This window comes from Bacillus cereus group sp. MG1, assembly GCF_040460035.1.
Classification (GTDB): Bacteria; Bacillota; Bacilli; order Bacillales; family Bacillaceae_G; genus Bacillus_A; species Bacillus_A cereus.
In genome coordinates this window covers 807,394-819,860 of the sequence record NZ_JARVGY010000001.1, presented here as the reverse complement: position 1 = coordinate 819,860, position 12,467 = coordinate 807,394, and the positions used below count along the sequence as shown (strand labels likewise).

Here is a 12,467-nt window from a genome sequence, read left to right as displayed (position 1 = left end):
GAAAATGGCTAAGGGAAAGTATTCCATTACATACAAAAAATAAAAAAGATGAGAGAAAAAATTTTCTCAGACGTTATATAGGGTGTAAAAGCTTTTACAAAACAATAAGGGGAATCGCTACATGAAATCAAATGAGAAAAATTTTATAAAAAGATTACAGCGGCAAAAAGAAGACGCGTTAGAATTCGTTGTCGATACATACTTACCACTCATAAAGGGGATCACGCATAAAGTTCTACTTCCCATTCAAAATGATGGACTCATAGAGGAATGTATAAACGATATATTTCTTTCCATTTGGAATAACGCAAATAAATTCCATGGAGAGCCGAGTGATTTTAAAAAGTGGATTGCAGCGATTGCGAAGTTTAAAGCAATTGATTATTACCGGAAATCGACTAAAACAGTAGAAATCATTTCAGATGAGTTTCATATCAGTACAGAAAAATCAGCAGAAGACGAATTAATCGTTATGGAAGATAGGGAAGAATTATTGAAGCTCATTAATCAATTAGAACCGCTAGATCAAAAGGTGTTCATTATGAAATATTTACTTGGTATGAAGACAGAGGAAATAGGTGACAAGTTAGGATTAACTCGGGCAGCAATTGATAATCGAGTGTACCGGGGGAAAAAGAAACTACAACAAAATGCTACGAATATTAGTTTTGGAGGTAGTGCAATATGAAAGACATTTATGAACTATTAAATGATATTGATATAGATGAAAAAGAACTAGAAGAAATTGAGGCTTCTGAAATTGAAAAGGAAAAAGTAAAACGAAATGTAAAACAATCGATACGTACGAAGAAAAAGATGAAAAGTTGGAAAAAAGATGTCGCTGCTGCATCAATTTTAGTAGGGTTATCGGTTGCAACTCTTGGTATCGGTTTTCCTACATATGCCGGGGGATTGCCAATTGTAGGTGACATATTCCGATTTTTAGATAATGGTAGAACGGGGTTATATGAAAATTATAAGGAATTTTCGACTGAGTTGAATATGACAAAAGAGAGTAATGGGGTTAAGGTTACAATTAATGATGTAATTTCTGATGGCAGAACATTATCTATAACGTATTCACTGGAAAGTGAGCAGGACTTAGGGGAGGATCCTATCATATTAGGTGGATTGGATATAATGGACGCTCATGGTAGTTCAGGCAGTGGTAAAATGACTAAAGTTACTGAAAAAAAGTATGTAGGTATGGTAACAACGACGCATCATGATAGCAATAAAAAGGACAAAGTAAACTTTAGATGGAATATAGAGAGAATAGAGATGCCAGATAGGAAAAAATCAATACAAGGTAATTGGAATTTCGCGTTAACTGTAAAATCAGTGGATAGTAAAGAGAGAACAATTGGTGGGAGTTCAGAAAAAGAAGGTATAAAAGCAAATATGGAAAAGGTCGCAATATCGCCAGTTTCATTTATTCTTTATTACAATCAAGAGGTTTCTAAGGGCGCGAGGAAAGAATGGGATAGTGTAGATGTTGAATTGACGGTTAAGGATGATTTAGGGAATATTTATTCGGGTGAAGGAAATGGGGGAAGTGGCAACGATCCTTACAATATCCATTGGAGTGCCACCTTCCAAAAACTAAACGAAAATGCAACAAAGCTTATCGTTACACCTCGCGTGCACTTGCGAGTACATACACCTGAAAATCATGGTGGAGTAGAGTATGTGAATGGGAAAGAGAAGAAAATAGAAGTGCCGAAAAAAGAAGCGAAGAGCAAAGATATTGTGTTAGATGATATTGTCATTGATTTAAAGAAATAAAAGAGAGACTGCCTAAAATCATTTAGGCAGTCTTTTTTCGTTAAGAACTAGTGACGAATAGTGCATGCGGATGCTGCGTTTTATACTCATCTTTCCACGGAATGTTTAGTTGTTCCCACGATTCGCCGCTATCATTGGATTGAAAGACGCCATTGTTATTTAACGTGTAAAACGTATGTGGTTCGGCTTCGTTTGTAGCAAACATCGAAATGACTGTACCGATTGCAGATGGTAGTCCTTGTTGTACTTGCTGGAAAGGAGTATCTTTCGTTTTTCGATAAATATAAGACTCATAAGGGATACGATGATGAGCGAGATCAGCACTTGGCGCGGCAGAAACGAGAATCGTATCACAATCAGCTGGATCAATAGCCATGCTGTATAAATAATGATGTTCAAGTCCTGCACTACATGAGATCCAGCTGTTTCCATTGTTATAACTCTCAAGATAAGCACGATCAGGTCCGCCCATAAATCCGTCACCACATGATGCATAAAGGCGATTTGATGCTTCAGGGTGCATAAGTAATTGATGAGCATCGATAGGAGCACCGAATTTTTTATCAATCCATGTATGCCCTTTATCATTACTTTGAATAACAGCACCAGCTTCGATTGAAACGTGTATTGTATTAGGGTTGTTTGGATCAACTGTAATCCAGCGTACGTGATGGGTAAAAGGTCTAGGCGGGAAAGCCCATGTATAAGAAGATAATAATGATTTCATATTTTTAAGTTCAGTCCACGTTTCACCACCATTTTCAGAGCGAAATAAAGCGCTCGGTTCTGTGCCGACATAAACGACCCCATATCCGTTAACTTGTTCATTTGAGCTTATTGTTATGGAAGTGATAGAGGAGTGCAAAATACCATCTTCTTTAGGGAAATCAAAGTAACGATAAGAATCTCCAATTGGTCGCCATGAATCCCCACTATCGTCACTTAACCATAGACCTCGTCCAAATGTTCCGCAATATACACGATTCTTTTGAAATGGATCAACAGCGATACAGGTAGGTTGCATATTTTGTAAGTGATAAGTCGTTTCATAGTTATCATTGTGTTCTTTCACTACAACAAGTTCACGTTCCATACAGAGAAATAAACGTTTCATTTAAGTAACCTCCTTAAAAATTCTTTCATTAGTAAACAATATGAAAATAAAAAAGAAGTAGTCTTGTTTTATTTGAGAAAAGGGATTGTTTAAAAAATAGCGAAGTGTGTATACAGAGGAAGCGGGCGTTTACAATCAGTCAATTCGGGATAAAGATGGGGAGTTTGTTTCATACTAACATACAGATATTGTACTTAAAGGAGTATAAGTATGGGACATTCGCATGATCATGGTCATTCAAAAAATAAAAAGGCGTTACTAATTGCCTTCCTACTAACAACAAGTTTTATGATTGCAGAAGTTGTTGGTGGATTTGTAACAAATAGCTTAGCACTACTATCTGACGCGGGGCATATGCTAAGTGATGCAGTATCTTTAGCTTTAAGTTTACTTGCGTTTAAACTCGGAGAAAAAACAGCAACAACTGCGAAAACATACGGGTATAAGCGAGTCGAAATGTTAGCAGCATTATGTAACGGTGTCGTTCTTATTGTCATTTCAGTATACATTTTTATTGAAGCAATCCGTCGTTTTAAAGAACCAGTTGAGATTGCTAGTAATGGGATGCTCATTATTGCAGTCCTTGGTCTGCTTATTAATATTTTATCAGCTTGGATATTAATGAGAGGCGGAGATGTGAAAGGTAATTTGAATTTAAGAAGTGCTTTCCTGCACGTACTAGGCGATCTATTGGGTTCCGTCGGAGCGATTATTGCTGCGTTACTTATTAAATTTTTCGGATGGACTGCTGCAGATGCGATTGCTAGTATTCTTGTGTCTATTTTAGTCATTATTAGTGGATGGCGTGTAACACGTGATACGGTTCATATATTAATGGAAGGTGCACCACAGCACATAAATGTTGAAGAGGTAAAAAGTACGTTATTAAATATTCCGATTGTCAAAGAAGTTCATGATTTGCACATATGGTCTGTCACATCAGATTTTCAAGTATTAACATGTCATCTTATTATTAAAGGGAATGAAACGCAAAGTGTATTAAAAGAGGCTACGTATGTATTAAAGGAGAAATTTCATGTAGAACATGTCACCATTCAAGTAGAAATAGATGGTGAATTTAATCATGATGAGACAACTTGCAAAGTATGAAAGAAAAAGGATAAGAAAAAGTGTCATAACATTTTTCGCACGGCATACATATATATAATGTGGCCACAAGTACTTTGCAAGGTAAATATTTCATGAAATTACTTTACTTATAAAGAGTCATCTTTTATAATCAAAAGTGGTAATTGATATAGATTATCATTTTCAATGATCGTAGAAAGGAGTTTTTTAAAAGATGAGTAGTCAACTCCGTTTTGCTGTTGAAAATCGTAAGAGGCATTTAATTGATGAGTTAATTGGAGCAGGTGTGTTTAAGATTCGCGACCGACAATTATACGAGCTGTCTTTAGAGGAATTGGAAAAAGAGTACGAAGATATGGAAGATTATGCGAATATTCAGGCGTAGCTATATAGATTAGTAAAAGGAGAGCTGGTTACGATTTTGTGTAACCAGCTCTCTTTTTATTTCGTAGAAATTATTTTTTGTATTTCTTTCATGGGACGGAGCCAGTTTTGGGTCATTATTTGTTCCATTTGTTTTTCGTCCTGCTTCTGTAATGCTTGAATGATAGAGTGATGTTCTTCAATAGATTGACTTGCTGGAACAAAGTTTTGGAAAAACAAATATTCAAGACGTAAAACGTGAAGTTGCATATTTTCTAGAAAGGGTTCAATATATTGGTTTTTAGCAATAGAAGAAATTGTATTGTGGAATTGTATATCTAATTCTAAAGCTTGTTTTGCGTTTTTTTTCTCTATAGATTGCTGAAAATGCTCATTTATTTCAGAAAGTAGTTGAATATCAGCGTTTGTAATGTTTTGAAGAGCTTGCTTTCCTATAATAGAGTGAAGACCAGCCATCGTTTCATAAATGATAGATACGTCGTCTAACTTAATAGGAGCAATTTTCGTTTTTTGCCCTGGTACCATTTCCACTAATCCAGAAAGCTCTAATATTTGAAGTGCTTCTCTTACAGGTGTTCTGCTTACTCCTAGTGCCTCAGCCAATTCCCCATCATTAATTTTTTCATTGGGCTTCAGTACACCTTCAATAATCCAATTTTGTAGTTGATTTAAAACGAGTGATTTTGCTGAAACTCTTCCTGGTTTTTTATAATTTTGAGGGACAGGCATAGTGAATTCAATCCTTTCATTGTATATTTTCCTTTTTTGCATGAACAAGCTTTAATTTTTGTTTCCCTTCATCCGGCTTTTGGCTTAAGATGAGCACCATTACAATGACACAAAAAGCGCCTAATAACTGAAAAGATTGAAATGGCACTTGCAATATAAGTACAGAAGAAATAATAGCTGCGAGTGGTTCTGTGCAACCAAATAATGTTGTTTCTTTCGGAGTCAGGTATCGTATGCTGTCTAAGTATAAATAAAAGGCAATAAGTGTCCCGAAAATGACGACAAATGTGATGAGCGGTAGGGTACTTAGTTTTACATATTTCATAGTTGATAATAAAATGAATTCGTTTGTAGAAATAAAGTGTACAATCGTTACACCAATACCCCCAATAATCATGCCCCATCCAACGATAACGGAGGAAGACCATTTTTCTAACAATTCCTTTGAATATAAACTATAAAAAGCGAGAGATAATCCAGATAAAATCCCCCAAATAATAGCTGGTGTAGAAACAGCCAAGTTATGGACAGACCCGTTTGTTAGTAAGAGAAAAGTGCCTACTAATGAAAGGGTAATTGAAATGAAATCAATTTTTGATGGACGAACGTTCCATTTGAAAAGTAAGTATACAGTGATGAATATAGGAGCTAAATATTGTAATAATGTTGCCACGGCAGCATTTCCTTCTTTAATTGAAGCGAAATACGTATACTGTACAGCAAGCATACCGAATAGACCAAACAAAATCATTTTAATAGCATCAGATTTTTGTTTCCAAATGCTAAATATCTCTTTTTTTCTCGTTCCGAATGAGGAAATAATGAGCAAAATAATTCCAGATATAAGTAAACGGATCGTAACTAACCATTCGGTTGAAACATTGTCATATTGAAAAAGTTGTTGTGCAGCTGTACCAGACAAGCCCCATAAACAAGCACCGATTATGACCATTATAATTCCTTTTAATCGATTTGAATCCATATGATCTAACATTCTCCTTTCTAAAAATACAAATTGAATACAATATGCAATATATCACAGAATGACGTGTTAATAAACTGAAATTTCTAATTTTATTTTTTATGTATAGTAAAATATTGTAGAGGAGGGGGAGTATATGTTAGCTGGATTTTTAGTTTGTTTATTTGTAGGGTTACTTATCATTTTTTTAGGGTATCAAATACATGTGAAAAAGAGGTTGTTTTTGTTAGCAGGATATCAAGAAGAAACGTTTGTTGGAGATAAAAATAAATTAGCGAAGCTTTCAGGAGCATTTTCTTATATAGTTGGAGTTGCTACTATAATATTACCGCTTGGCTTAGAAAAAATAGGTAATGTAGTTGGTATCGTATATGCTATATTAATTGTTTTAGGTACAATTGTATTCATAATTAAAGCAAACTTATTAAATAAGAGTACTATAAAGTAAAAAAGGCTTCATTCTACTGAAGCCTTTTATTAATTGTTATGAAGTATAAGTAAAAGCTGGAATAGGATCAACAAATATATCCCAATCTTGTTTCATTTCTTTCTCTGTTAATAGACAACTATCTAATGATTGTTCAATTAAAGAACGGTTCATATCAATTCCGATAAATACGAGTTCGGTTATTCGATCTCCATATTGTTTATCCCAGTTTTTCAATACTTCTGGTTCTTCTGTAATCATTTGATTTCTTTCAGTTTCAGATAATGCCGCTATCCACTCACCGGCTCCTTGAATTGTAATAGAGGAACCTGCTTGAGATAGAAGCCCTATCATATTATTACGAGATGCCAGCCAGAAGAATCCTTTCGCTCTTACAACATCTAAAGGCCATCTTTCTAGCCAATTCATAAGGCGCTCGGGATGGAAAGGATATTTGCGGCGGTAAACAAAGGAATTGATACCGTATTCTTCCGTTTCCGGTGTATGATGGTCACTATTTAATTCTTGTATCCAGCCGGCCGATTGACTGGCTTCTTCATAATTAAATAGATTTGTGTTTAAAATTTCTTGTAATGGTACTTTGCTAAACGAAGATTCAAGAACTTTTGCATTAGGATTTAATTTTTTTAGTAAATGATGAAGCTCTATCACATCTTCTTTTTCTAGCAAATCTATCTTATTAAGAATAATTACGTTTGCAAATTCAATTTGATCTATTAATAAATCAATAACTTCTCGGGTATCATTCTCATCGATTGCTTGTTTTCGGTCTAATAAACTTTCTCCATCTGCAAAATCATCCCAAAATCTATTTGCATCTACAACTGTAACCATCGTATCGAGGCGACAATTTTTCGTTAAATCAATGTTAAGGACTTCGTCTGTATAAGTAAACGTTTGAGCAACTGGAATAGGCTCACTTATACCAGAAGATTCAATAATAATATAGTCAATATCACCATTTTCCACAAGACGATTCACTTCTATCATTAAATCTTCTCGTAGTGTACAACAAATACAGCCATTGTGAATCTCTACTAGTTTTTCCTCCGTACGTGAAAAACCACCCTTTTTTATAAGAGATGCATCAATGTTTACTTCGCTCATATCATTAACGATAACAGCTACTTTTAAGTTATTCTTATTAGTCAAAATGTGATGTAGTAAGGTAGTTTTTCCAGATCCTAAAAAACCACTTAATACAGTGATAGGTACTTTTTTCATGAAATGATCTCTCCTTTAAATCGTAATGATTACGTTTTATATTAAACGATAAGAAAAGAAAAATCAATAATAAATCATAATGATTACGATTTAAGAATAGAAATAGACTATAAAATTTGTGCTGTAGTATGAAGCATTTGGACAAGCACATGTTTACATGTAAATAAAATGGAGACGAGAAGCTTGGTCTTTAATAGAGTTTCAAAAGAATTAGTAGGCATAGCTCTTATCGCTATGTTTCTCTTTTTATTATTTTTTGTAGATTTTACAAGTCTAGTAAATTTGCACACAAATATACCGCAGGAATGGCTGAATGTGAATACGGTATTTTTAAGTATCATTTTTGAAGCAATACCTTTTATTTTATTAGGGGTAATTGTTTCTTCATGTATTCAAGTGTTTGTGACGGAAGATATGATTCAAAAAGTAATGCCGAAATCTCCAATTGTTGCAATGATTCCAGCAGTATTTGTGGGAGTTCTTTTTCCAATGTGTGAATGTGTCATTATACCAATTGTAAGAAGGCTCATTCAAAAGGGGCTACCACTTCATGTAGGCATTGTTATTTTATTGAGTGCACCCATTATGAATCCAGTTGTTCTTTTATCTACTGTATATGCGTTTCCAAAAAATGATTACGTTGTATATGCACGCTTTGGGATAACAATTCTAGTTGCTCTATTCATAGGTCTAATTGTGTATTATTGCTATCGCGAAAGAAATGTTTTAAAAGACGTAGAGGTTTCAGTTCAAATAAGCAAAAAAAAGAGTTGGAAAGATGTTATGAATCACACTGTAGATGAGTTTTTTGATACTGGTAAGTATTTATTGATTGGTGCTTTTTTAGCAAGTGTATTTCAAACGTTTTTTGATCGGAATGTACTGGATGCAGTAGCACATAACGAAGTAATTGCTCCCATTATTATGATGGGGTTTGGTTATGTTTTATCAATTTGCTCTGCAGCCGATGCTTTTATAGCTGCGTCTTTTGGACATGTTTTCTCGATAAAGGCACTTCTCGCATTTCTTGTGTTTGGGCCTATGCTTGATATGAAAAATACGTTAATGCTATTTGCGTATTTTCAAAAGAGATTTGTATTCTTTTTGATGGGAATTGTCATTGTATCTGTGTATACCATCGTGCAAATCATAATGTTATAGGAGGTGAGAAAGAATGGAGAAAGAGGAGCAGAAGGCATATCATCGCTATATTCGTGGCATTATTTTAATTGGTTTAGCAATGCTCTTATTTAAACTACTTGTAACAGGGAATATTTATAATTTTATCGCTCCAAAAATGATCAAATTTACGTATATAGCTTTTGTAGTAATTTTAATTTTTGGTATTGTACAAGTTTGGGGAGATAGAAGAGAAAAACAGCATGATTGCAATTGTTGTAAACATCATACAACATCAAAATCAGGGATAAAAAGTTTCTTTGTATATGTTTTATTTGTTGTTCCGATAGTTAGTGCTTTTCTCTTTGGAAGTGTAACAATTGATGGAAGTTTAGGAGGAAAAAGGGGTATGAATCAAAGTGTACAGGCGAGAAGTCTGGAAAGAAACGAAAAAGAGGGGAAACAGGTTAAGTTTGATGAGCGAGAAGTATCAGTTGATTCAGAAGAAACATCAAATTTAGCAACGACTTATAAAACGGAAGAGCAAGTAGTAAAAAGTATGTTAGGACAGCGTAAACTACAAGTAAAGGATAAGGATTATGTTCAAACAATGAATGTAATTGGTCAAAATGTTAATTGGTTTAAAGGGAAAGAAATTACATTCTTAGGGTTTATATATAAGGATAAAGATGTGACGGGGAATAAAGCAGTAGTGGCTCGATATGGCATAACTTGTTGTATTGCGGATGCATCAGTCTGGGGGATGATTGTTACCGGGAAAAATATTGAAAAAATTCCAGAAGAAACATGGGTAAAAATAACAGGATTATTAGATGAAACGACATATAAAGGAACAGTCTTTCCACTTGTAAAAGTAAACAAAATCGAAAAAATTAATAAGCCAACTGACCCATATGTATATGATGCTTTACCTCAATAGAAAAGAATAAATTCTTCATATTTTCATGAAATAGAATCATAATCAAGGCGATAAAAAAATAAAGATAAGAGTAATTTGGTTTGTTAAAAATATGTGCAGAAGGAGTTATGCGATGAACTGGGTTACTCATAAACCATCATTTGAATTTGAAACATTTAGTCCTATTATTCGGTCACAATCTGCGTGGAGTGGACATTTAGATTTTGCATATGACTTAGTACGATTTGAAAAACCAGAAACTTTAGTTGAGTTAGGTACACATTTAGGAGCTTCCTTTTTTAGTTTTTGTCAGGGAGTAAAAGATGGAGGGTTATCGACTAAATGCTTTGCAGTAGATACTTGGGCTGGAGATGGGCATACAGGTCCATATGGAGAAGGGGTTTTTCAAATAGTAGAAAAAGTAGTGAGCGATAACTACCTTAATATAGGAAATTTAATTCGATCTACTTTTGATGATGCTGTAGACCGGTTTCAAGATGAAACGATAAATCTTTTGCATATTGATGGCTATCATACGTATGAAGCTGTTTCTCACGATTATAATACATGGCTACCGAAAGTCGCGAAAAACGGTATTGTATTATTTCATGATATTGAAGTTAGAAGTAGTGATTTCGGCGTATATAAGTTTTGGGATGAGGTAAAAGCGAAGTACCCTCATTTTCAATTTGCGCATTCATATGGACTGGGAGTGTTATTTCCGAAGGGTTGTAGTGATAAGTTTGAGGAAATACTTAAAAATAAAGAAGAAATACAAAATATGTATAAATAAAGATAGGGCATACATCATTTTTATGATGTGTGCCCTATTTTTTATGTAGAAAATAATGGTGTGAATTAAAAAGCGAAGATAGTTGTAAAAAGTTTTATTGCAGCAAATATTAAAAAAGTTAGTATGGGATTTTTCTTTGTAAATAAAGTGAAGCTTTAATACGTTCATATCAATTTGGAATTTTACAGTATTTAATTTCTTACCTAAGTGCTTTGCACTTACTGAATTTTGAGACGGGGGTCTTATTGGCCGAAAATATCGGGATAAATAAAAATACAACATTTTTTATATTTTTCATTGCGAAAAACGTAATCTACTTTTACAATAGAAAGGGTTGTGAATATATTATACTGGAAAAATAAATCGAAATAATATGAAAATTTTGTTTTGTCTTCGCTAATTGTATATTACATACATGTAAGACGACATACGTCATGTTATCGACTTGTAAGGAGAGAAAAAAATGAAAAGTGTAAGATTACCATCGATGCTAGAAATCATAGTTCTTTTATTACTATTTCTTGCTGTTGTCTTTTCCTTCCAAACGATTTTTGATCTCCCAATTCAATTAGCGCTATTTATTTCATGGTTTTTAGTAATTGCGCTTGGATTAAGATTAGGATTTCGTTATCAAGAATTGCAAGATGCAATTACGAAAGGGATTTCTAACGGATTAGAAGCGATACTGATTTTAGTTGCAGTAGGTGCTTTAATTGGAACATGGATTGCTGGTGGGGTAGTACCAACATTAATCTATTATGGATTAGAATTTATTCACCCTAGCATATTCCTATTAGCAACATTAATTATTTGTTCTATAACTTCTATCGCAACAGGAACGTCTTGGGGAACAGTGGGAACAGCAGGTATTGCTATGATGGCGATTGGTGAAGGACTTGGTTTACCACTTCCGCTTGTTGCTGGTGCAGTTCTTTCAGGAGCTTATTTCGGCGACAAATTATCACCACTTTCTGATAGCACAGTTCTTGCAGCTTCTATGGCGAAAGTAGATGTTATTGCTCACGTTCGAGCTATGCTCGTATTAGATGTTCCAGCTTATATTATTACTAGTATTATGTTTACTGTAGCTGGTTGGATGTATGGCGGCGATAATGTAGATTTGAATCGAGTAGAATTTTTAAAAGAAGCTTTATTAAAGCAATTTGATATTAAAATATGGATGCTTGTTCCGGCGGTCATTGTTATCGTTCTATTAGCGATGAAGAAACCGTCTATGCCAACAATTGCAATGGGAGCTTTAATTGGTGCAATTTGGGCAACCCTTTTCCAAGGGATGAACTTTGGAGAGGCGATTGGAACAGCTTATAACGGATTCTCAATTCAATCTGGTGTTGAGTTTGTTGACAAGTTATTAAACCGTGGTGGAATTAACGGCATGCTTGGCTCAGTAGCCGTTATTATTTTCGGTTTAGGATTTGGTGGATTACTTGAAAAACTAGGTGTTTTAAAAGTAATCGTATCAAAATTTGAGAAGAAATTAAATTCTGCAGGTAATGTAACATTGTCTACATTAATCGTGGCATTCTTAGCTAATATATTTGGTTGTGCGATGTATGTATCACTAATTTTAACACCAAAAATTATGGAAGATAGCTATGATAAATTAAAAATAGACCGTCGTGTATTAGCGCGTAACTCAGAAGTAGGTGGAACGTTAACTTCAGGTATGGTTCCATGGTCTGATAATGGTATTTTTATGGCTGGTATTTTAGGTGTAGCAACGTTCTCATACGTTCCGTTTATGTGGTTAAGCTTCGTATCGTTAATTTTAGCAGTTATTTACGGATATACAGGCAAATTCATCTGGTATGTAGATGATGCAGATAAAGGAAAGCAAGCATCATAAAATAAAAATCACCT

Annotated in this window: 13 protein-coding genes; 9 read left to right on the top strand and 4 right to left on the bottom strand. The window is 34.2% G+C overall.

Annotated elements, in window-relative coordinates; genetic code table 11:
* The first annotated feature begins 121 nt into the window (after positions 1-121).
* Both QCI79_RS03975 and QCI79_RS03970 read left to right on the top strand, forming a co-directional pair.
* Positions 122-688, top strand: coding sequence for a sigma-70 family RNA polymerase sigma factor (locus tag QCI79_RS03975; protein ID WP_000840007.1), 567 nt, complete (start codon positions 122-124; stop codon positions 686-688).
* On the top strand, positions 685-1,785 hold the full coding sequence (locus tag QCI79_RS03970) for a DUF4179 domain-containing protein (protein WP_000653115.1): 1,101 nt from the start codon (positions 685-687) through the stop codon (positions 1,783-1,785). The genes QCI79_RS03975 and QCI79_RS03970 overlap by 4 nt, the downstream gene beginning before the upstream one ends.
* A gap of 40 nt (positions 1,786-1,825) precedes the next feature.
* On the opposite strand, the gene QCI79_RS03965 is transcribed toward QCI79_RS03970, so the two are convergent.
* Positions 1,826-2,899: a WD40/YVTN/BNR-like repeat-containing protein gene (locus QCI79_RS03965; protein ID WP_000825302.1), complete on the bottom strand. Its 1,074-nt coding sequence runs from the start codon at positions 2,897-2,899 to the stop codon at positions 1,826-1,828.
* A gap of 210 nt (positions 2,900-3,109) precedes the next feature.
* Here QCI79_RS03965 and QCI79_RS03960 point away from each other — a divergent pair, with 210 nt between their 5' ends.
* Positions 3,110-4,009 (top strand): cation diffusion facilitator family transporter, encoded by a 900-nt coding sequence (locus tag QCI79_RS03960; RefSeq protein ID WP_000510035.1) that lies wholly within the window; start codon positions 3,110-3,112, stop codon positions 4,007-4,009.
* Between the two features lie 193 nt (positions 4,010-4,202).
* Complete coding sequence (gene fbpA, locus QCI79_RS03955) at positions 4,203-4,373, top strand: Fur-regulated basic protein FbpA (RefSeq protein ID WP_000098302.1); 171 nt, start codon at positions 4,203-4,205, stop codon at positions 4,371-4,373.
* Between the two features lie 56 nt (positions 4,374-4,429).
* On the opposite strand, the gene QCI79_RS03950 is transcribed toward fbpA, so the two are convergent.
* Positions 4,430-5,101, bottom strand: a complete 672-nt coding sequence (locus QCI79_RS03950) for a GntR family transcriptional regulator (RefSeq protein ID WP_001987091.1) — start codon at positions 5,099-5,101, stop codon at positions 4,430-4,432.
* 16 nt (positions 5,102-5,117) lie between these two features.
* Positions 5,118-6,083, bottom strand: a complete 966-nt coding sequence (locus tag QCI79_RS03945; protein ID WP_000378087.1) for a DMT family transporter — start codon at positions 6,081-6,083, stop codon at positions 5,118-5,120.
* Between the two features lie 136 nt (positions 6,084-6,219).
* Here QCI79_RS03945 and QCI79_RS03940 point away from each other — a divergent pair, with 136 nt between their 5' ends.
* The gene (locus tag QCI79_RS03940) at positions 6,220-6,531 is read left to right on the top strand and encodes a DUF3784 domain-containing protein (protein WP_000879376.1); all 312 of its coding nucleotides are present in this window, start codon (positions 6,220-6,222) and stop codon (positions 6,529-6,531) included.
* A gap of 36 nt (positions 6,532-6,567) precedes the next feature.
* Here the strand turns inward: QCI79_RS03940 and QCI79_RS03935 are convergent, their stop codons facing one another.
* Entirely contained in the window at positions 6,568-7,755 is a 1,188-nt protein-coding gene (locus tag QCI79_RS03935) for a GTP-binding protein (protein WP_000757660.1), read from the bottom strand.
* 168 nt (positions 7,756-7,923) lie between these two features.
* Here QCI79_RS03935 and QCI79_RS03930 point away from each other — a divergent pair, with 168 nt between their 5' ends.
* From QCI79_RS03930 to nhaC, 4 genes are all read left to right on the top strand, one after another.
* On the top strand, positions 7,924-8,916 hold the full coding sequence (locus QCI79_RS03930) for a permease (RefSeq protein ID WP_170857906.1): 993 nt from the start codon (positions 7,924-7,926) through the stop codon (positions 8,914-8,916).
* A gap of 13 nt (positions 8,917-8,929) precedes the next feature.
* A complete protein-coding gene (locus QCI79_RS03925; protein WP_021728689.1) occupies positions 8,930-9,814 on the top strand; it encodes a TIGR03943 family putative permease subunit in 885 nt (294 codons plus the stop codon).
* A gap of 112 nt (positions 9,815-9,926) precedes the next feature.
* A complete protein-coding gene (locus QCI79_RS03920) occupies positions 9,927-10,586 on the top strand; it encodes a class I SAM-dependent methyltransferase (RefSeq protein WP_001104673.1) in 660 nt (219 codons plus the stop codon).
* Between the two features lie 463 nt (positions 10,587-11,049).
* Positions 11,050-12,453: a Na+/H+ antiporter NhaC gene (gene nhaC / locus QCI79_RS03915; RefSeq protein WP_000843992.1), complete on the top strand. Its 1,404-nt coding sequence runs from the start codon at positions 11,050-11,052 to the stop codon at positions 12,451-12,453.
* The last annotated feature ends 14 nt before the right edge of the window (positions 12,454-12,467 follow it).